The organism is Pseudomonas sp. TE12234 (assembly GCF_054061835.1).
Map to the genome: position 1 here is coordinate 181,530 of NZ_JBSSEP010000012.1, position 19,703 is coordinate 201,232.

17 protein-coding genes and 1 pseudogene are annotated in these 19,703 nt (G+C 59.8%); 7 read left to right on the plus strand and 11 right to left on the minus strand.

Features of this window, described 5'->3' with window-relative positions:
* Window positions 1-12: 12 nt before the first annotated feature.
* From ddlA to ACVWYU_RS19630, 5 genes and pseudogenes are all read right to left on the minus strand, one after another.
* Entirely contained in the window at window positions 13-1,107 is a 1,095-nt protein-coding gene (gene ddlA / locus ACVWYU_RS19610; protein WP_457373457.1) for a D-alanine--D-alanine ligase, read from the minus strand.
* A 47-nt stretch (window positions 1,108-1,154) separates the two neighbouring features.
* Window positions 1,155-1,754: a flavin reductase family protein gene (locus ACVWYU_RS19615; protein WP_090325157.1), complete on the minus strand. Its 600-nt coding sequence runs from the start codon at window positions 1,752-1,754 to the stop codon at window positions 1,155-1,157.
* A 148-nt stretch (window positions 1,755-1,902) separates the two neighbouring features.
* Complete coding sequence (locus ACVWYU_RS19620) at window positions 1,903-2,481, minus strand: methyl-accepting chemotaxis protein (protein ID WP_457373465.1); 579 nt, start codon at window positions 2,479-2,481, stop codon at window positions 1,903-1,905.
* 9 nt (window positions 2,482-2,490) lie between these two features.
* A pseudogene (locus tag ACVWYU_RS19625) lies at window positions 2,491-3,219 on the minus strand (PAS domain-containing protein); the annotation flags it as partial.
* Window positions 3,220-3,349: 130 nt separating this feature from the next.
* Entirely contained in the window at window positions 3,350-4,663 is a 1,314-nt protein-coding gene (locus ACVWYU_RS19630) for an MFS transporter (protein WP_457373458.1), read from the minus strand.
* 202 nt (window positions 4,664-4,865) lie between these two features.
* Here ACVWYU_RS19630 and ACVWYU_RS19635 point away from each other — a divergent pair, with 202 nt between their 5' ends.
* The 3 genes from ACVWYU_RS19635 (at window position 4,866) to ACVWYU_RS19645 (ending at window position 8,262) form a co-directional block, all read left to right on the plus strand.
* On the plus strand, window positions 4,866-6,284 hold the full coding sequence (locus ACVWYU_RS19635; RefSeq protein ID WP_090325162.1) for a short-chain fatty acid transporter: 1,419 nt from the start codon (window positions 4,866-4,868) through the stop codon (window positions 6,282-6,284).
* A 128-nt stretch (window positions 6,285-6,412) separates the two neighbouring features.
* Window positions 6,413-7,585 (plus strand): hypothetical protein, encoded by a 1,173-nt coding sequence (locus ACVWYU_RS19640; RefSeq protein WP_457373459.1) that lies wholly within the window; start codon window positions 6,413-6,415, stop codon window positions 7,583-7,585.
* A gap of 152 nt (window positions 7,586-7,737) precedes the next feature.
* A complete protein-coding gene (locus tag ACVWYU_RS19645; RefSeq protein ID WP_457373460.1) occupies window positions 7,738-8,262 on the plus strand; it encodes an SET domain-containing protein-lysine N-methyltransferase in 525 nt (174 codons plus the stop codon).
* 5 nt (window positions 8,263-8,267) lie between these two features.
* Here the strand turns inward: ACVWYU_RS19645 and can are convergent, their stop codons facing one another.
* On the minus strand, window positions 8,268-8,912 hold the full coding sequence (gene can, locus ACVWYU_RS19650) for a carbonate dehydratase (protein ID WP_090325166.1): 645 nt from the start codon (window positions 8,910-8,912) through the stop codon (window positions 8,268-8,270).
* 168 nt (window positions 8,913-9,080) lie between these two features.
* Between can and ACVWYU_RS19655 the strand changes: the two genes are divergently transcribed.
* Window positions 9,081-9,485, plus strand: coding sequence for a serine kinase/phosphatase (locus ACVWYU_RS19655; RefSeq protein WP_457373461.1), 405 nt, complete (start codon window positions 9,081-9,083; stop codon window positions 9,483-9,485).
* A 68-nt stretch (window positions 9,486-9,553) separates the two neighbouring features.
* On the opposite strand, the gene rimI is transcribed toward ACVWYU_RS19655, so the two are convergent.
* Together rimI and ACVWYU_RS19665 are read right to left on the minus strand one after the other, a co-directional pair.
* Window positions 9,554-10,006, minus strand: coding sequence for a ribosomal protein S18-alanine N-acetyltransferase (gene rimI, locus ACVWYU_RS19660; protein ID WP_007981794.1), 453 nt, complete (start codon window positions 10,004-10,006; stop codon window positions 9,554-9,556).
* Window positions 9,999-10,751 carry an energy transducer TonB gene (locus tag ACVWYU_RS19665; protein WP_457373466.1) on the minus strand — a complete coding sequence of 251 codons (753 nt, stop codon included), beginning with the start codon at window positions 10,749-10,751 and terminating at the stop codon, window positions 9,999-10,001. The genes rimI and ACVWYU_RS19665 overlap by 8 nt, the downstream gene beginning before the upstream one ends.
* Before the next feature lie 206 nt (window positions 10,752-10,957).
* On the opposite strand from ACVWYU_RS19665, the gene mksB reads away from it, so the two are divergent.
* Genes mksB through mksF form a run of 3 tightly spaced genes read left to right on the plus strand, consistent with a single transcriptional unit; the run spans window position 10,958 to window position 15,781 of the window.
* On the plus strand, window positions 10,958-12,253 hold the full coding sequence (mksB, locus tag ACVWYU_RS19670) for an Mks condensin complex protein MksB (RefSeq protein WP_248916515.1): 1,296 nt from the start codon (window positions 10,958-10,960) through the stop codon (window positions 12,251-12,253).
* Window positions 12,243-12,944: an Mks condensin complex protein MksE gene (gene mksE, locus ACVWYU_RS19675; RefSeq protein WP_090325174.1), complete on the plus strand. Its 702-nt coding sequence runs from the start codon at window positions 12,243-12,245 to the stop codon at window positions 12,942-12,944. The genes mksB and mksE overlap by 11 nt, the downstream gene beginning before the upstream one ends.
* Window positions 12,941-15,781 (plus strand): Mks condensin complex protein MksF, encoded by a 2,841-nt coding sequence (gene mksF, locus ACVWYU_RS19680; protein WP_248916514.1) that lies wholly within the window; start codon window positions 12,941-12,943, stop codon window positions 15,779-15,781. Before mksE ends, mksF begins: the two co-directional genes overlap by 4 nt.
* A gap of 160 nt (window positions 15,782-15,941) precedes the next feature.
* Here mksF and ACVWYU_RS19685 read toward each other — a convergent pair whose 3' ends face one another.
* From ACVWYU_RS19685 to ACVWYU_RS19695, 3 genes are read right to left on the minus strand one after another with little or no spacing between them, the layout of a single operon-like run.
* A complete protein-coding gene (locus ACVWYU_RS19685; protein ID WP_457373462.1) occupies window positions 15,942-18,245 on the minus strand; it encodes a PqiB family protein in 2,304 nt (767 codons plus the stop codon).
* Window positions 18,238-18,861 (minus strand): paraquat-inducible protein A, encoded by a 624-nt coding sequence (locus tag ACVWYU_RS19690; RefSeq protein WP_090325178.1) that lies wholly within the window; start codon window positions 18,859-18,861, stop codon window positions 18,238-18,240. Before ACVWYU_RS19690 ends, ACVWYU_RS19685 begins: the two co-directional genes overlap by 8 nt.
* Window positions 18,848-19,507, minus strand: a complete 660-nt coding sequence (locus tag ACVWYU_RS19695; protein WP_457373463.1) for a paraquat-inducible protein A — start codon at window positions 19,505-19,507, stop codon at window positions 18,848-18,850. Before ACVWYU_RS19695 ends, ACVWYU_RS19690 begins: the two co-directional genes overlap by 14 nt.
* Between the last annotated feature and the right edge of the window lie 196 nt (window positions 19,508-19,703).

Below are 19,703 nucleotides of genomic sequence, written 5' to 3' on the forward strand. Positions count from 1 at the left end.
CATCGCACCCGCTTATCGACTGATTTTCAGCGTCTGCCGAATCCGGTGTTTCTCCAGCGCCAGCTCGATCAATCGCGTGACCAGTTCACTGTAGGTCATGCCAGCGGCCTGCCACAGTTTCGGGTACATGCTGATGCGGGTGAATCCGGGTAGCGAATTGATTTCGTTGATCAGCACTTCACCGCTGTCGGTCAGAAACACATCGACCCGCGCCAGACCGGAACAGCCCAGGACATGGAACGCCTCGACGGCCATGGCACGAATACGCTCGCTGGCCTCATGACTGATCTGGGCCGGCACCACCACTTCAGCGGCCTTGTCATCGATGTATTTGCTGTCGTAGGAATAAAACCCGCTGTGCACCACGATTTCGCCACAACCGCTGGCGATGGCGTCTTCGTTACCGAGCACCGCGCATTCGATCTCGCGGCCGCTGACGGCAGACTCGACCAGCACTTTTTCATCGAAGCCCAATGCCAGCTCGACTGCCGCGGTGTATTCGGCTTCGTCGTTGACTTTGCTCACCCCCACGGAAGAGCCCTGGTTTGCCGGTTTGACGAACAACGGCAAACCGAGCTTTCCCGCCACTTCGGCAAAGCTTTTGCGCGCCGCAGTGGTACGGGTCAGGGTCACGAACGGCGTGACCGCCAGCCCGGCATCGCGCAGCAAACGCTTGCTGATGTCCTTGTCCATGCAAACCGCCGATCCGAGCACATCGGAGCCAACAAACGGCAGGTCGGCCATGCGCAAGAGCCCTTGCAGGCAGCCGTCCTCACCGAGGGTGCCGTGGACAATCGGGAAGATCACATCGACATGGCCCAACAGCTCCTGGCTGGAGGTTTCAACCAGTTGCTGGCTCGCCTTGCCCGGTACGACCGCCAATTCGCGATTGGACTGATTGAGAGCGATCAGCGCCGGGTTTTCCTGGTTCAGCAGGAAATTCGACGGGTCATTGAGGTGCCAGTGGCCTTGCTTGTCGATACCAACCAACACCGGCTCGAAGCGCGAACGATCCAGCGCATCGACGATGTTCTTCGCCGATTGCAACGACACTTCGTGCTCTGCCGAACGCCCCCCAAAAATAATCCCCACACGCAACTTGCTCATTGCCTGGCCTCTTTGTGAATGTGCTTATGGCTAGGGTAGCAGTCACTTCATGGCTGCAAGGTTTTGCCATCCACAGGGTTGCCGATGGTCAGAAAATGCCCGCCGGCGACGTGGTGCAGGGTACGCAACGCATCCTGGCCTTCAAAGTGCCAACGGCCGTCACTGAACACGCGCTCGTCGGCCTGAGCGGCAATCACTTCGGCGAGGAACAGGTCGTACTGCTGATGGTTGTCGGGTTCCGGCAACAACCGGCATTCGAGCCAGGCAACGCAGCCTTCGAGCATCGGTGCGTCGATCAGTTCGGCCGCGAACGTCGGCAGGTCATAGGTCTGGAATTTGTCGCGCCCCTGCTCCCGGGTGAGCGCCAGGCCAGACGTCGAACCGACGGTTTGTACGATATCGGCCTGCGCTGCGCAGGGAACGTTCAACACGAAGGTGCCCGAGGCTTCCAGCAGTTGCCGGGTCCAGGTGGACTTGTCCAGCACCACGGCGATTTTCGGCGGTTCGAAATCCAGCGGCATGGCCCAGGCAGCCGCCATGATATTGCGCTGACCGTCATGAGCCGCGCTGACCAGAACGGTCGGCCCGTGATTGAGTAGACGATAGGCCTTGGACAACGGGACCGGACGACGGTGAGAAACGCTCATGGATGCCTGCTCCTTGGGGGAAGGAGCCGATTGTAACGACATCTTGCAAAACAGGGATCGAGCGGGCGAAAAGATCGCCACCTGCGCCAGCGCCTGCGTGTAACACCTTGCAGGAACCAGTGCAGGCGATTTCTTCAGGAGCAGGACATCAAGACGCCAACTGATTGGCGAACTGCCCGACAGCATTCACCACTTTCTGCGCGCCATCCTGGATCTCGACGATCACAGTGCCGGCTTCCGCCGCCAGCGCCAGCCCCTGCTCTGCCTGGAGCTTGCCGTCGGTCATCAGGGCCACGGCGTTGCGTGCCATGTCCTGGTTCTGCCGCACCACAACGACAATTTCGTCGGTGGCCTGGCTGGTGCGCGAAGCCAGTTGCCGGACCTCATCGGCCACCACGGCAAACCCCCGGCCCTGTTCACCGGCGCGTGCCGCTTCGATGGCGGCGTTGAGCGCCAGCAGGTTGGTTTGTTCGGCAATGCCGCTGATGGTTTTGACGATGGAGCCAATCACCAGTGACTGCTCATTGAGCGCTTCGATGCCATCGCCGGCGGTTTGCATATGCTTGGCCAGATCACGCATCACATCCACCGCCTGAGTGACCACGGCGCTGCCTCGCTGGGCGCTTTGATCGGTTTGCTGCGAGGTGCTGTAGGCAATGTTCGCGGCTTCGGCGACGGCTTGCTCCTGATTGACCTGATCGGTGATCACCGTGGCGAACTTCACCACTTTGTAGAGCCGGTTATTGGCATCGACTACCGGATTGTAAGAAGCCTCCAGCCAAACCGTACGACCGTGGCTATCGATGCGCTTGAAGCGTTCAGCCACGTACTCACCCGCGTTCAGGCGACGCCAGAAGTTCTGATACTCGGCGCTGTTGTGCTCTTCCGGCAGGCAAAAGATGCGGTGATGTTTGCCTTTAATCTGCGCCAGGCTGTAACCCATCCCGGCGAGGAAACGGTCATTGGCGGTCAGCACGTTGCCATTGAGGTCGAACTCGATCACCGCCGTCGAGCGCACCAGCGCCCCGATCAGGTTTTCGTGCTCACGGGAGGCCTCAATGGTGCGGGTCAGGTCGCTGGAGAAAATCGAAAAATGCTTGATCCGGCCATCCGCCGAACGCACGGGCTGCAGGATCGAACGCAACCACGCCTCCTCGCCAGTACCCCGCAACAGGCGCACCGCGCCGGCAAAGTGCTCGCCGCGATTCATCGCGTTCTTGAACCGCAGCTGGAATTCGTCATTTCTCACATGATCAGGAACGATTTCTTCGATATGCCGGCCAATCAGCTCGTTGCTCTTGTAGTGCATTTCGTTGAGGAAATTCTGATTGACTGATTGAACCCGCCCATCCGTATCGAGGGTCAACACCAGCATCTCGCTTTCCAGGCTTTCCTTCACTTGCTGAAGGCTGGAGAGTTCTTCGCGAAGAGCCGATAGCTCCTGCTTCAAGCGTTTATTGAACATGGGGGATGCACCGATGGACTGGGGTAGAAAGCGATTTACAGCCTAGCCATCGGCCTTGCAGATCTTTTCTGAAGAGTGTTTCAGCTTTGTCCTACAAAAATAGTTCAAGCGCCCCTGTCGCCTTGTTGATTCACGTAGCGCCAGCGGCCGAACAACCGGCGATTTTTGGCATCCTCGTGCCAAAGTACGCCGCGCTTCCCACGCCCACCGCACCCATTACCGCGCAGAAAATCACGCAGATCCAGGGACTCCAGGGCATCAGACCGATCAACAACAGCGGTGTGATACTCGCCCAGGCGGCGTAGGCAATGTTGTAGGTAAACGAGATGCCCGACACACGAACCCGCGCCGGGAACAGGCTCACCATCACCGAGGGCACCGCACCGACCACCCCGCAACCGAGCCCCGCCACCGCGTAGGCCAGACCGACCCAGTCGCCGCCGCTGATCAGACAGGCGTAAAGCACACCGATACCCAACGGCAGCAGCAGGCTATACAGCATCACCGTGCGCCAGGCGCCGATGCGGTCGACCAGCAACCCGGCGAGCACACAGCCAATGTTCAGAAAAACAATGCCCAATGCGCTCAAGGCGAAAGTGTGACTGGCGGTCATGCCGAAGGTTTTCTGCATCATTGTCGGCGTGATGACCACGAACACCACCACCGCCGACGTCAACACACAGGTGAGGGTCATCGCCGGCAGCATGGCCAGGCGATGCTCACGCAGGACACTGCGCAGCGGCAACTCGACGGCTTCCTCGCGCCGTGCCTGCATGGCCATGAACACCGGCGTTTCACTAAGCCAGCGGCGCAGCCAGACGCCGATCACGCCAAACACGCCGCCCAGCAGAAACGGGTAACGCCAGGCGTAATCGAGGATTTCAGTCGGGGTGAAAGCCTGCGCCAGGAACGTGGCCGTCAAGGCACCGAGCAGATAGCCGAAAGTCAGTCCCGCCTGCAAAAAGCCCAAAGCGTAGCCCCGATGCCCCACGGGTGCATGTTCGGCGACGAACACCCAGGCGCTCGGCACTTCACCGCCCACGGCCGCCCCTTGAAGCACTCGCAGCAGCAACAGCAACAGCGGAGCGAAATAACCGATTTGTGCGTAGGTCGGCATGATGCCGATCAGCAGACAGGGCAGCGCCATCATCAGGATGCTCAGGCTGAAGACTTTCTTGCGGCCCAAACGGTCGGCGAAATGCGCCATCAGGATCCCGCCCAGTGGCCGCGCCAGATAACCGGTGACGAAGATGCCGAAGCTTTGCAGCAATCGCAGCCACTCGGGCATTTCCGGCGGGAAAAACAGTTGGCTCAGGGTCAGCGCAAAAAATACGAAGATGATGAAATCGTAGATTTCCAGCGCCCCGCCGAGGGCCGCGAGCCCCAGGGTCTTGTAGTCCGAGCGGTTGAACGGCGCCGGGCGCGAAACGGTGTTGGCAGTCATGAAAAGAACTCTGGTGCAGGCAGAAACCAAGGCGCCCATGGTCTACGCAAACGCGCTGGCGGACAACCCGTTAGACCAAAGTCCCATAGCCACAAAACAGCCCCGCAAAAAACTTCCCGGTGAATTAATGTTGTTGTCTGTCCAGAGGGGCTTCTACCGTCCCAAAGACCACAACAAACATAAAAATTAGAGGTACTCCCCCGTGGCCGCTGATATCGAAGATAGCCGCTCCGCCCGCTTTGCCCTGCGCTGCTCAAGCTTTGCCGAACGCTGGTTCCCCGATTCCTGGGTGTTTGCCGCGCTCGCCGTGATTATCGTCGCACTCGCCACCATGGCCATGGGCGCCAAACCCACCGATGCAGCGATGGCATTCGGTGACGGTTTCTGGAGCCTGATCCCGTTCACCATGCAGATGGCTTTCGTGGTGATCGGCGGTTATGTGGTCGCCAGCTCGCCACCGGCAGTCAAGCTGATTGACCGTCTGGCGAAGATCCCGAAAAACGGTCGCTCCGCCGTGGCTTGGGTGGCGCTGATTTCCATGGTTGCATCGCTGCTGAACTGGGGCCTGTCGCTGGTGTTCGGCGGCTTGCTGGTGCGCGCCCTCGCCCGCCGTACCGACCTGAAAATGGACTACCGCGCCGCCGGCGCCGCGGCGTATCTTGGCCTTGGCGCGGTGTGGGCCCTGGGCCTGTCGTCGTCTGCGGCACAATTGCAGGCCAACCCGGCCAGCCTGCCACCGTCGATTCTGTCGATCACCGGGGTCATTCCTTTCACCCAGACCATCTTTCTCTGGCAGTCGGGTGCGATGCTGTTGGCGCTGGTCGTCGTCTCGATCATCATCGCCTACGCGACCGCCCCCGGCCCCAACTCGGCACGGGACGCCAAGGACTGCGGTGTCGACCCGAGCTTCAATCTACCGCCGCTGCAACCGCGCACCCGTCCCGGCGAATGGCTGGAGCACAGCCCGCTGCTGATCATTTTGCTGGTGCTGCTGGCCGCCGGATGGCTGTTCCACGAGTTTTCGACCAAACCGGCGATCAGCGCGATCTCCGGCCTCAACACCTATAACTTCCTGTTCATCATGCTCGGTGCGCTGCTGCACTGGCGCCCGCGCAGCTTCCTCGACGCCGTGGCCCGTGCGGTCCCGACCACCACCGGCGTGCTGATCCAGTTTCCACTCTACGGCTCGATCGCCGCGTTGATGACCACGGTCAAAGGTGCCGATGCCCAGACCCTGGCCCACCACATCTCGACTTTCTTCGTCAGCATCGCTTCCCACGACACCTATGCGCTGCTGATGGGTGTGTACTCGGCAATCCTCGGCTTTTTCATTCCGTCCGGTGGCGGCAAGTGGATCATCGAGGCGCCCTATGTGATGCAAGTGGCCACGGATCTGAAGTACCACCTGGGTTGGGCCGTGCAGATCTACAACGCCGCCGAAGCCCTGCCCAACCTGATCAACCCGTTCTACATGCTGCCACTGCTGGGTGTGTTGGGGCTGAAGGCGCGGGACCTGATCGGCTTTTCATTCGTGCAACTGCTGGTGCACACGCCTCTGGTGCTGCTATTGCTCTGGGCGCTGGGGACGACGCTGGCGTATACGCCGCCGGTAATGCCGTAGCCCGGCATCTTTCGAACACCCTGGAGCTTTTGTGGGAGGAGGTGAAGCGCCCACATTTGAAATGTGTCTTCAGCCGTTTCAGTATGTAGTACCCGCCAACGGGTCCATACGCTGAAAAGGATCTGAGCATGTTCAAACTTGCAGGACTGTCTCTCGCGGCGCTCACCCTGAGCGCCGCCGCCCACGCCGATGTGACCCTGAACCTGGGTAGCACCGAGCGCCTCACGCGTCTTTTTGCATACCCCAACAACTGCAACGTGATTTGCTTTCGCAACTGGACACTTGAACAAACGGTCGAACACTACCTGACCCAAAGCGTGCAGCGCGATGGCTACAGCGAGGCGAAGGTTCTGGTCAAAAGCGATAATGGTCAGCTCTTCACTGTCATCAGCGGCGTACCCGCCGACTATCAAAAACCCTTGACGGCGCTGCTCGACGCCGGCGATCAGGCTTACACCGGCGCCAGCAAACTGAATGCCGACGGCAAATGGGCCTATGACTGGTATTTCTTCCTGCCGCTGGGCATGGCGCTGGAGAACCGCAAAACCGTCGAACTGTTGCACTTCCCACCCGATTACTCATTGACCCAGGCCCAGGATTACCTCAAGTCGGCCACGACGGATCGCTGGGCCTCGCTGCTGACCATCAATGGCGTCCCGGCCGAGCAAACGCCGAGTTACCAGACGATCATCGACATCGCGCCGATTGCCGCGCCATCCAACGCCGGCAAGGACCTGGAAGGTGTCTACGATTATTTCAAGGATTACCAGACCACCATGGTCAAGAACTTCAGCCGTAAGGCCAGCGGCGATGCCGTACCGATGGTCGCGTTTGGTACGCCTGTGCGTAACTGGATCAAACAGCAGTACGGGCCGACGGTGAACGTCCTGGGACTGGTGAGTATCAGCCCGAACGAAGGCCTCAAAGTACCCGTGCTGGGTGCCAACCACCCGAGCTACATTTGGTACGCCGCCGACCCGGCTAACTACACTGGCAGCGATGCCAAGGCCAAAGCCGATGCCGCGGGACTGAAAGTCATGGGGCAGGACCTGAGTGCCGCGTGCTGGCAGGCCGCGATGGGGCGCGAGACTGACAGCAATGCCGACATTGAGCTCAGGAGTTGCACGCAAACCTGGCAAGTGGCCCAGAAAGATAAAACCTGTGAGTTGTTCTACACCTCGATCCGCAATCTGACGCCTCAACAAGCCGCGGGCAAATGCGCGTCCGCAGCGATCCAGGTCCAGCTCAAACAACTCAAGGCACCTGCACCCGAGACCGCAATTCCCGCTCCGGCGTTATAAACCGATCAACCGATGAACGGCGAGCCTTGCTGTCAGTTATGACAGTAGACCCGCCCACTCATCTGCGAGAGGCTGGGGGTGTAACCCTGTGCTGCAGTGCTGACAGGATCGTCAGTTAGAGGAAGTCGCAGCACCAGCCAACAAGGATCGTTATGAAAGCCAATGCCCCTCGCACTCCTGTCGCCGCACCGCCAGCCGGTGTCTATCCATTTGCGCATCTGCCGATTCGCCTGGGATTCCCCTCCCGGGCCGACTTCGAGGTCATCGCCGACGAAAGAGGCACAGCGGTCGCCATTGCTGCCTTGCGCGAATTTCCGCGTATCAGTCGAATGTGCCGGACATCGGGACAACTCCTGCCCTATCGCTGCAGGCATACCCGGCAACTCGCTCCCGGCGTGCATGTCTTCGACCCACGCTTCTGTGGATTGCTGCAACACTCTTGCGACCCGAATGTCTTTCTCGACATGAGTGAGCTGTGGCTTTGGGCGCTGAAGGACATCCAGAAAGGTGACTGGCTGACGATCGATTACGCCGCCACCGAAGACAAACTGTTGCGTCAGTTCGCCTGTCGGTGCGGTTCGTACAAATGTCGTGGCTGGATCACCGGCTACGATGAATCGCCAAACGCCGACGGCCAGGCATTTTTACAGCGCTGGCGTCGGCACCTGTTCGATTGAGGGCGTTACTGCGCTTCGACCGGACGCAGGCGGTACTGCGGCGGCAATTGCTCGAAACCACTGATGGTGGTGTTCAGGCTTTTCCAGCGACCGTCCTTGATGCCGTAGATGCAACCGTGGACCGACAGGTTCTGCCCGCGGTGCCAGGCGTTTTGCACGATGCTGGTATGGGCGACATTGGCCACTTGCTGAATCACGTTGAGTTCGCAGAGACGGTCGACCTGCTCCTCTTCGGTGGCCAGTTTGGCGAGTTCTTCGCGCTTCTCGTAGTAGAGATCGCGAATCGAACGCAGCCAGCCATCGATCAGGCCGAACTGGCGATCCTGCATCGAGGCTCGCACGCCACCGCAACCATAGTGGCCGGTCACCAGGATGTGTTTTACCTTGAGTACGTCCACCGCGTACTGAATCACCGACAGGCAGTTGAGGTCGGTGTGCAGCACGACGTTGGCCACGTTACGGTGGACGAACAAGTCGCCCGGCAGCATGCCGACGATCTCGTTGGCCGGCACCCTGGCATCGGAACAGCCGATCCACAGGTACTCGGGAGTCTGTTGGCGAGCCAGCTTGGCGAAGAAGTCAGGATCTTCTTTGGTGATCGCGTCAGCCCAACGCTCGTTGTTATCGATCAGATCTTGTAATTCGTTCATGCATTGAAGCCTCGAGAATGATGCGCAGCTTTGACAGACAACCGCCCGTCGGGGTCACGCGCTTTATGCAGATGCCACCCGATGCACTGAAATGGCGCTCCAAGCCGGTGGAATTCTCAGTAACCCAGTGGGTCCACCCTAGTAAGACCCACAGTATGAGGAATTGCCATGACTGATTCACGACGTCCGTATGATGCGGTGCAACCAGAACCCATCGATGATAACGAAGACCGCATGGGTTCGGTGCATGAGCTGGATTTCGACGATGAAGAGCCCGATGCCAGGATCGGTGACGAGTTGCCGGACAGCGAGCGAGCGCAACAAATGCCGCGACGGCGTGTGCGCGAAGCCGGCATGACCGGTGCATCGACCGCTGACCATGAGCCCACGGATGATGACATGAGCCCGGAAACCCTGATCCGGGAAGACGGTGCCCGGGATGCCCATGAAGCGGGTAACGGTGACCAGGCTGATTGGGACTTGAGCATTGTCGGTGAAGACGACATCGGTGGAGGCAATGGACTGGATGAAGAGGAATTGGCGCGGCGCGATCCGTTGGACCGCAAGCGTTGATCGATCCTGGACAGGAGCCTTTGGCGGCTCCTGCACAGCAATCGGCGCCTAATTTGTAACAGAGATGCTCAATCTACCAGCGTACAGGCCATGACCACCGCATCTTCCCGGCCGCCCACCGCCGGGTAGTAATCCCGGCGCCGTCCAATCTCATTGAAGCCGTAGCGCTCATACAGCTTGAACGCCGCGGTGTTGCTGTCGCGCACTTCCAGGAAACATTCCCGGGCATCGGCCTTGTAGGCAATCGACATCAAATGCTCCAGCAGCGTCAAACCCAGGCCACGGCCCTGGTTTTCCGGTTTGACGGTGATGTTCAACAGATGCGCCTCATCCAGGATGATCTGCACCACACCATGGCCCACCTGCTGCTGCCCTTCGAACATCAGCCAGATCTGGTATTTGCCCAGGCCATCGAGAAAAATCCCGCGTGTCCAGGGATGGCTGTAGGCCGCGTATTCGATTTTCAGTACAGCTTCGAGGTCCGCCTCGGTCATCGGGCGGAACGATACAGCGTCACTCATTTGATTCTTTCCAGCGCGCCATCAGCCGACGCATGGCTTGCCAGACATCAGCCTTACGCTGTGGCTCTTCCATTAATAATTCCAGGCCAGGCAAGGCCCAGACCGAGCCCAGGCCTTCGACCTGGAGTTCGCGATTGAAGGATTCGGCGTTGGCCTCACCGGCAAAACGCACGGCAGGCAGACCGATCAGCCATAGACAGACGCACGGCGCCTCTTCCAGGCGGGCCGAGATGAAGCCCTGCACGAAGTCACGCGCCGCTTCCGGGCCTTGATCCATGGTGCCTCGGGCCAACAGCGGCCAGCGCACCGGCTCGCCGACGATCTGCGGGCTGTCCGGCAAGCCGGCGGCGCGAAGCATGTCCTTGAGCAACAGGTAAGCGGGATCGCGGGTCTGGAAGGCTTCGCCTGTGGGTAACTCCACCAGCAGCAGGCAACGCCCGGCCCGTAGCAATTGAAGGGCAAATCGTGGCGGGGGAACGGGTGCTACTTTGGCGACGACCGGTGCTTGTTCGACCTCTTCCACCGGTTTGGCCCCGGTGCGCGTGCTTGCCAACGATGGCCGTGGCACTTCGATTTTCACCCGCTCGGCCGGTTTGACCTGCGGTTCCACAGGCGCTTGGGCCGCAGGTGCCGGCGCCGCCGTGGCGACGGGCAACGGCTCGGGCAGCTGCAGATCCAGCAGCTCGGGCCGCGACGGCGCAGCAAAGGGCAATTCGGTGCGCGGCAACCAATTGACCACTTGCATGGCGTTCAAATAGGCGCGGCGGCGGGACTCGATAAGCAAAGGTCGGCCACTTGTGGATTACTAAAGTGCGGTGATTCTACCGCCCTTCGCTCAAGATCGCCCGCAGTTGATCATTAGAAAAGCGACAGTCCGTCCCGAGAGTGAATCGCATCGGCCCCGATGCAGTACAATCCCGGCTTTTAATCGCCAACCAGCCGGCCATTCCGATGATCGAACCCAAGCGCGTCTTGCGCGCCCTCGCTGAACACTGGGCACTTCTGGAGCCACTGTGCGAGCACTTCGACCAAGGCACACTGAGCCTCAACGAACTGCGTTCACAGTTGGCCGCCCAGCAACTCGACAGTACGCCGCAGGACATCACCAGCCTGCTGGACGTGTGGATTCGCCTCGACATTCTGGTTCCCGTGGCGAAAAGCCCGAACCGTTTCGAGCTCAACGCGCAGATCCACGACTTCCTCGCTTACCTGCGCCGTGAACACCGTCTGGGCCTGTGCCTGGAGATCGAAGCCTATTTGCGACATCTCGAACGCCTGGCCGGCTACATCCAGGATGCCTTCGACATCCGCGACGGCAACGATCTGGCGCGCCAACTGCGCCTGCTCGACATGCGCGTACGCGATGTATTGAAAAAACTCGCCAACGACGAACAAGCCCTGGTGGCTGTTGCCGAGCGGGCCAAGACCAGCGACCGACAGATCCCGCTGCGCCAGCGTTACGCTGAAGTCCTGGCGACCTGGGACGAATACGTCGAGCCGATGATTCAGTTGGTCAACGCCGACGGCGCGTTTGAACAAGGTGTGCGCAAGGTCGAAAACGTTCTGCTGAAGATGCTCACCGAGCAGCAACGCCTGGGCCATCTGGTTGACGACGACATGCTGCTGCGCACCCACGCGCGGATCCTCGAAATGCAGACCAGCGCCCAGTTGACCCTGCGTCACGCCCGCGAACTGCTGCTGCCATTGCGTGAAGAAGCCCGCCGTCACAATGCCGTGACCCGTGGTGCGGCATTGGCCCTGTCGATGATTCGCCGCAAGGGTATCGACGCCGTGCCACAAGCCGCGATGCCGATGTTCACCCGGCCGCAAAGTACATTCCTTGGTAGCGCCAGTCAGGTCGAGGCCTACGTTTACGCCTTGGCCCGATTCGAGCCGAAACCGGCCCGCTTCCCCAAGGCGCACAAGACCCAAAAGGGCGGCGATGCGCCGCGCGCGCCACGCACGGTTCGGGAAATGCTCGACCGCTGCGAAGAGGCCCTGCCGATGCCGGACCTGATGACCTGGCTGCTGGAGCAGGAACCGGACGGCGCCACCGACGAATTGCTGTATTGGTTCTCACGCCTGTCGCGGGAAAAACGCTTCAAACGCGAGCGTCTGGAACGCCGCGATTACTTCACACACGAGCACCAGGTCAGCCTGCGCTCCTTCGCCCTGCTCTCGGCCGGCGATGATGCCTCCGAGAATTCTGCGAGCACCCTCTATGCCAGTACTCCCCATGCAACTTGATCTATCCGAACTGTCTCAGCTGGCGCCGATCTTTCGCGAGCTGTTCAAGGGCTACCACGTCAGCCGTCGCGATCCAGAGCTGTACGCGCAGTTGTCGAATTTTCAGGATCAGTACCGCACGCTGTTCAAGGCGCTGGGCTTTGAACTGGTCTGTGATACCCGTGGTTTCTACTACTTCGTGCCGGACCTCGCGGCGGCGGCAGTGAACAAGACGGCCCAACGCCTGGCGCTGTTCACCTTCATCCTCGTCGAGCACCTGGCCGACCAGGGCCGCGACCCGATCGCCGTGCTCGACGGCGGCAGCCTCGGCCGTGATGAACTGCCGTCGCTGCTCGAGAAATATCGCGACCTGTTCATCCAGGCCGAAGTGCAGACCCAGGACGAACTGGAAGAAAAAATCATGCGCCGCATGACCCAGCTCGGCTTCGCCGGGGAAGAAAACGGCGTCTACCGCTTCCTGCCGCCGATGCACCGTTTCCTCGATGTGTGCCTGTCGGTTCAACAGGACCGCGATCTGGCAGCCAGCCTGCACAGCGTGCTGCCACTGCCGGCGCCGGTGCTGATCGACGAAGACAGCGATGAAAAGCTGCTGCAGACCGATGATCCCTTGGACCTCAGCGAGTTCGACGGTGAAAGCGAAGAGGACGCGCTGGCCCGCGCCATTGCCGAAGAACAGGAGCTCGACGCATGAGCAAGGAACGCTACGGCATCCGCCGCTTTGCCCTACTGAACACCGCCGGTTACAGCCTCGGCCTGTTCCCGCTGGAAGAGCCACTATCAGTCTACGGCGCGAACAACCTGGGCAAATCCGCCTCGATCAACGCCCTGCAGTTCCCGATCCTGGCACGCATGTCGGACATGAGTTTCGGCAAGTACAGCCTGGAACAATCCCGGCGCTTCTACTTCGCCTCGGACACCAGTTACATCCTGGTGGAAGTCAACCTGCCCCACGGTCCGCACGTGATCGGCGTGGTCGGTCGCGGTCCGGGTGGCGGTTTCGGTCACCAGTTCTTTGCCTATGCCGGCAATCTGGACCTGGCTCATTACCAGAAAAACGACACCTGCCTGCGTCAGAAAGAGCTGTTCACCAACCTTGAACGCGAAGGCCTGAAGGCCTACGAACTCAAGCCGGATGAACTGCGTCGCCTGCTGGTCGGTGGACACACCTCGATCCCGCTGGACCTGACGCTGATCCCGCTACGCTCCACCAGTGAGCAGAGCCTGAAGACCTTCCGCGCCCTGTTCATCAACCTGCTGCACATGCGCGAAATCACTGCGGCCAAGCTCAAGCAATTGTTCCTCGACGCCTTCGAACACAGCCTGCGTTCCGGTAGCGTGGACTACATCGCGGCGTGCGAAGAAGCCTTCCGCGATGTACGACGCATGGAACAGGACTACAACTCGCTGGTCGCCGCCGGTCCATTGGTCGAGGCCTTGGCCAATGGCGTGAAACAGCGCGACATCCTGCGCGGCAAACTGCACCGGATTTCGCCATTGCTCGACTCCCTGCTCGGCACCTGGTCCGACTACGCCGGCGCACGCAAGGAAGAGCTGACGATCCAGGCCGAACACTACCGTCGCGAGCAGGACGAACTGCAAAACGATCAGCGCGGTGGCACTCAGGAACTGATGCGTCTGGAGCGGGAAATCACCGGCATCCAGCGCTGGCTCGGCGAGCTGTCGGTGCTCAAGCATCGCTTTGCGCTGATCGACGACGTCAAGGTGCTGGAGCAGCAGTTGCTCGCGGCCAAGGACGCCCACGATGAACTGGCCGGTGCACTCGCTCAGTCCCGCCAGTTCAGCGCCGAAGACCTCGACGAACGTCTGCGCGACCTGGAAAAACGCCTGAAGTCGGTCAAGCAGCAACTCGATCACGCCGACAACAACAGTTACGCGCGTTTGCGCGAAGAGTTCTCGCAGCAGGACGTCGAGCGCCTGATGCGTCTGTTCAACAGTGCCCTGTTCAGCCTGCCGCTGGGCGAGCACGGCATTGCGCTGGACGACAATGGCGACTGGGTCAAATCGGTGGAACTGATCCTCGATGGCTTCAAGGGCGAACGCTTCGAAGTGCCCGGGCTGTCCATCGACCTTTCGCACATCGAACCGCCCGCCCTGCAGGCGCTGGCTGACCGCGCGGCATTGCGCGACCAGAAGGAGCGTCTGGAGAAAGAACTCAAGCAACTGAAAACCCAGCAAGCCGTGGCCGCTGACCGCGCCGCGAGCAAGACCCAGACCGAAGCCCTGTACCAGCAAGTGCTGGATGCGCAGAAAGCCCTGGAGGATTTCCGTCGCGCCCAGACCCTGAGCGCCGAGGAAGGCGACAAGCTTGAGCAGCTGGCGCAGATGGAAGCCGCGCAGGATGAATTGAAGCGTTCAAGCGATGCCTTTACCGAACGTGTTCAGCAACTCTCGGCCAAGCTGCAACTGGTCGGCCGGCAGATCGCCGACATGGAGGCCAAGCAACGCACGCTCGATGACGCCCTGCGCCGCCGTCAGTTGCTGCCGGCGGACCTGCCTTTCGGCACGCCTTTCATGGACCCGATCGACGATTCCATGGATAACCTGTTGCCGCTGCTCAACGATTATCAGGACAGTTGGCAAGGTCTGCTGCGCGCCGACGGCCAGATCGAAGCGCTGTACGCTCAGGTGCGCCTCAAGGGCGTGGCCAAGTTCGACAGCGAAGACGATATGGAGCGCCGCCTGCAACTGCTGATCAACGCGTACGCACACCGCACCGACGAAGCCCTGACCCTGGGCAAGGCGCGGCGTGCCGCCGTCACGGACATCGCCCGGACCCTTCGTAACATCCGCAGCGACTACGACAGCCTCGAGCACCAGTTGGCGTTGTTCAACCGCGAGATCAACAAACGTCAGGTGTCCAACCTGCAGAGTTTCCGCATCGTGCTGGCGCCGAACAAGGAAGCGCTCAAGCACATCGACCAGATCATCCACAGCGCCGGCCAGTACGAAGAAGGTGAGACCCTGTCGGTGTTCGATCTGAGCCAGAGCGCGGAACAGGACAACAAGAACGAAGAGGCCAAGGAGTATCTGGCACGCCTGGTGGCGGCGAACCATAACCAGCTCGGCCTCAAGGACTTGTTTGAATTGGCGTTCGAGATCACCAAGGTCAACGGTCAACCAGTGATCCACACCGACATCGACGGCGCCGCGTCCAACGGCACCACGATGACCATCAAGGCGCTGACCAACATGTACCTGTTGCTGCACTTGATGGATCGCGACCTGGCTGGTCGTGTGCGCTTGCCGTACTACCTCGATGAGGCAGCGGACATCGACGAGAAAAACCAGGCGGCGTTGCTGGAAACCAGCCTGCAACTGGGTTTCGTACCGATCCTGGCGAGTGTGAAGCCTCAGGTCTGCGCCAGTGTCGCTATCGACCTGGAAGGCGGCAGCGGCCCGGCCGGCATCTACATCGACGAAGCGGACTGGAAGTACATCCGCCGTCACGATCAGGTGAAGGCGACGGTCAATGTTGAAGCGGACGAGCCGGAGCTGGATGCGGTCTGACGCTTGAATTGATGGCAATGAAAAGGCCGCGATCCCAAGGATCGCGGCCTTTTTCATTTGGGCTTTATCTTTGCGAGCAACCGAGCCCTCTGTAGGAGCGGGCTTGCTCCGGGTGGCGTACCGACGAAGGTGCCACTATAGACGCCCCATACGCCAGGGATTATTTACCCAGGGAAATTTTCGGCGCCCAGGTCAGCCATTCCTCTTCGAACTTGTCGAACAACGGGAACGTCTGCTCTGCCCGTGCCGGACTGCCCATGCGCTCGCCATCCGGAGTGGCAAACGCAACCCCACCCTGAATCATGGTCTCCAGCGACTCGGTGCGTAGTGTCGCCCCCTTGAACAGTCCGACATCAAAATCAAAACCACTGGTGTTCCAGAAGCGAGTGCCGCTGCGAACCAATGGCGCGTACTTCGGCTCGATCAGAATGTGGATCAACACGCGGTCTGCGGTCTGACCCAGCTCGTACCCGGTCACTTTGCCGACGGTGATTTCACGGTACGTTACCGGTACACCGGCTTTGAGCGAACCACGCCGTGCCGCGCTAAGCACCAGGCTTAATCCGGCTTCAACCTTGGCGCTCTCCGGCGGGCTGGCCAGGGCCGTGAAGTTCTTCTGCGGACCGAGGTTCTTCGGCGCAGGCTGGACCTCAATGTATTGCCCGGTCACCAAGGTTTCCAGGTTGGAGGTCTTGATCAACCCCAGCTCAGGCTTGACCACCCAGAATTGGCTACCGACGCGGGCGATGCGCTCAGGCACTTCCGTGATCCGCGCGCTTATAAGCACCGATTGCAGGTCATCCGTGAGGTCGACGCTTTCAATCTTGCCGACATCCAGCCCTTTGAAGCGGATCGGAGTACCGGCGCGCAAGCCGTCGGCGCGGTCGACCTTGATCGTGATCACTTCGCCTTTTTGCGTAGCCTCATCATGACTGGCAAACAGCCGGAAACGCGGAATGCGCTTTTGCAATGGCGCCTTGGCCTGCGGCGTTTCAAAGGCAATGCCGCCGGCCATCAAGCTTTGCAGCGACTCACTTTTGACTTGAATCCCTCCGGTCAGCCCCCCCGTCAGGGTAATGCCGCTGGCATTCCAGAACCGGGTCGAGGCGTTGACCAGGTTTTCGTATTCCTTCTCGATGTGAACGCCAATCACCAGTTGGTTCTTTTTGCGCGAGAACTGATAGCTCTGTACCGAGCCGACCTTGACCTGCTTGTACAGAACCGGACTGCCGACCTCCAGCGAACCGAGGTTCTCGGTGAACAACACCAGATGCAAACCCGGCGAACGCAGGTCCAGCGGCGGCGCCTTGGGCCGTGCGACGAACTCGCGTTGCGGTGCAGCGCCTTTATCCCCGGGACGCACGGCGATGTAGTTGCCCTTGACCAGCGCCTCAAGACCAGTGATGCCCGCGAGAGAGATCGACGGCTTGACGACCCAGAACTGGGTGCCATCGACCAGGTAATCCTCGGCCAGCGGGTCCAGCGTCAATTCGGCAGTGGCAGCGGACAAGTCTGGATCGACCTTAAGCGCCTTGAGCGTGCCGACCTGGATGCCTTTGTACATCACTGGCGTACGACCGGCCTGCAAACCTTCGAAGTCACTGAGTTTGACCTTGACCTTGATTCCGGCCGCCGCGGCATCGAAGTCTTCATAGAGCCGGAACGGCAGACTCGGATCGGTGGGTGGGCTGTCCTTGCGGTTTTCCGGCGTGGCGAATGCAATACCGCCCGCGACGATGCTGGCCAGGGACTCGCTGCGCACCTTCACCCCCGACAGGTTGGCATCAATGCTGATGCCGCTGGCGTTCCAGAAACGCGTGTGCTTCCGCACCAGTTTGGCGTAGGTCGGCTCGATGAAGACCTTGAGTTCAACGGTGCTCTGATCTTCGGACAGCTCGTAGCTTTTGATCTGGCCGACCTTGATCTGTTTGTAGAACACCGGGCTACCACGATTCAAAGAGCCCAGGCGATCAGCCTTGATCGTCAGGTGCAGGCCGGGCTGGGCGTCGGAGAGCGGTGGCTCTTGGGCCAGCGCCTTGAATTTTCGGGTGGGCTCACCTTCACCCGGGCTGATCGCGACGTAATTGCCCGATACCAAGGTCTCCAGGCCAGTGATCCCGGCCAGGGTTACGCTCGGCTTGACCAACCAGAAGCGCGTACTGGTACGCAGGTATTGCTCCACGTCCTTGTTCATTTCGACGGTGGCGATTACGCCTTTGGAGGCGCCTTCATCATCGAGTTTGAGCGCTTTCACTTTGCCGACCGACATGCCTTTGTAGACGACTTCGGTCTTGTTGGCCTGAATGCCTTCGCCGCTTTCAAAGCGTACCTGGATCTCGATGCCTGTCTCGGTATAGGCACGCCAGCCCAGCCAGCCGCCGATGATCAAGGCAATCAGGGGTAGCACCCAAATGGCCGACCAGTTCGAGGCCGGTCGGGTTTTTGCTGTTGGCAAATCAGTCATGGTCGTCGTCCGACTCCGTGTTATCCCAAATCAGTCGGGGATCGAAAGTAACTGCAGCCAGCATGGTCAAGATGACCACGCTGGCGAAAGCGATGGCGCCAAGATCGGCTTCGACGCTGGCCAGTCGTCCAAAGTTCACGACCGCCACCAGAATGGCGATCACAAAGATATCGAGCATTGACCAGCGGCCGATGAACTCGATGAAACGGTACATCCATATGCGTTGGCGGGCTGATAGTGGCTGACGACGCTGTACGGAATACAGCAGCAGTGCAATGCCCACCAATTTGAACGTGGGTACCAGGATACTGGCGATAAAAACCACGGCGGCAATGGGAATCATGCCGTGCTGAACCAACTGGATCACGCCGGACATGATAGTGCTGGGGTCGCCCTTGCCCAGCGAACTCACAGTCATGATTGGCAGCACATTGGCGGGTATGTAGAGAATGGCGGCGGTAATCAGCAACGCCCAGGTGCGCATCAGGCTATTGGGACGGCGGGCATGCACCATCGCCCCACAGCGAGTACACACCTGCTCATCGGCACCAGCTTCCTGCTTGTTCAATTCATGGCATTCGGCGCAAATCAGAATGCCTGCATCAATCGCCCGCATGGGCATCCTCTCCTGATAAAGCCTGCCAGACCTGGTGAGGCGACATGACAACCTCCAGCCAGACTTGAACCAACAGCAAAGCGACGAAGCAGGCAAGCCCGAGACCTATGGTCATTGCTGCCATATCTGCCAGCTTTACGATGGCGACGAGCACGCCCATGAGGTAAACCTCAAGCATCCCCCAATCTCTCAAGTGGTGATAAATACGGTAAAGCAGCAAACCGTAACTGCGGCCGACATCAAAACGGATGCTCAGCAATACCGTCAACTGGCAGAGCAACTTGAGCAGCGGTATCCCCATGCTGCACAGGAACACAATTACGGCTACGCCTTGCATACCGGTGTTAAACAGGCCGACAACGCCGCTCCAGACAGTATCTTGCGATGACTGCCCAAGTAGATTGAGCTGCATGATCGGTAAAAAGTTCGCCGGAACATATAACAACAGTGCTGCGATAACCAAGGCGAGGCTGCGGTGCACAACGTTGTTTCGATGAGCGTAGAGTTCGTATCCACAGCGCGGGCACAACGCTTTCTCGCCATGGGCGAGCTTTGGCTTGCGCATCAGCAAATCGCACTCATGACACGCCACCAAATCGCCAAGTGGCAATTCTGACAGCACGGGGGCGTCAAGCGGATCTGGCATAAAGGCTTCGGCTCCGAAAAAGTTGGACCTATTCTAGTGTTCTGAACCGAAAATAACTGTGCAAATTTGTGTGACGAACTACTCGGGCTTTCCCGCGCGCAAAAAACAAAACCCCTACCTGCATACGCAGATAGGGGTTTCGGAATTTAATCTTGACGATGACCTACTCTCACATGGGGAAACCCCACACTACCAT

Bases quoted from the DNA above. Each gene is read 5' to 3' on its own strand.
- ddlA (WP_457373457.1), bottom strand. From the start codon at position 1,107: ATGAGCAAGTTGCGTGTGGGGATTATTTTTGGGGGGCGTTCGGCAGAG.
- ACVWYU_RS19615 (WP_090325157.1), bottom strand. From the start codon at position 1,754: ATGAGCGTTTCTCACCGTCGTCCGGTCCCGTTGTCCAAGGCCTATCGT.
- ACVWYU_RS19630 (WP_457373458.1), bottom strand. From the start codon at position 4,663: ATGACTGCCAACACCGTTTCGCGCCCGGCGCCGTTCAACCGCTCGGAC.
- ACVWYU_RS19640 (WP_457373459.1), top strand. From the start codon at position 6,413: ATGTTCAAACTTGCAGGACTGTCTCTCGCGGCGCTCACCCTGAGCGCC.
- ACVWYU_RS19645 (WP_457373460.1), top strand. From the start codon at position 7,738: ATGAAAGCCAATGCCCCTCGCACTCCTGTCGCCGCACCGCCAGCCGGT.
- can (WP_090325166.1), bottom strand. From the start codon at position 8,912: ATGAACGAATTACAAGATCTGATCGATAACAACGAGCGTTGGGCTGAC.
- ACVWYU_RS19655 (WP_457373461.1), top strand. From the start codon at position 9,081: ATGACTGATTCACGACGTCCGTATGATGCGGTGCAACCAGAACCCATC.
- rimI (WP_007981794.1), bottom strand. From the start codon at position 10,006: ATGAGTGACGCTGTATCGTTCCGCCCGATGACCGAGGCGGACCTCGAA.
- ACVWYU_RS19665 (WP_457373466.1), bottom strand. From the start codon at position 10,751: ATGCAAGTGGTCAATTGGTTGCCGCGCACCGAATTGCCCTTTGCTGCG.
- mksB (WP_248916515.1), top strand. From the start codon at position 10,958: ATGATCGAACCCAAGCGCGTCTTGCGCGCCCTCGCTGAACACTGGGCA.
- mksE (WP_090325174.1), top strand. From the start codon at position 12,243: ATGCAACTTGATCTATCCGAACTGTCTCAGCTGGCGCCGATCTTTCGC.
- mksF (WP_248916514.1), top strand. From the start codon at position 12,941: ATGAGCAAGGAACGCTACGGCATCCGCCGCTTTGCCCTACTGAACACC.
- ACVWYU_RS19685 (WP_457373462.1), bottom strand. From the start codon at position 18,245: ATGACTGATTTGCCAACAGCAAAAACCCGACCGGCCTCGAACTGGTCG.
- ACVWYU_RS19690 (WP_090325178.1), bottom strand. From the start codon at position 18,861: ATGCGGGCGATTGATGCAGGCATTCTGATTTGCGCCGAATGCCATGAA.
- ACVWYU_RS19695 (WP_457373463.1), bottom strand. From the start codon at position 19,507: ATGCCAGATCCGCTTGACGCCCCCGTGCTGTCAGAATTGCCACTTGGC.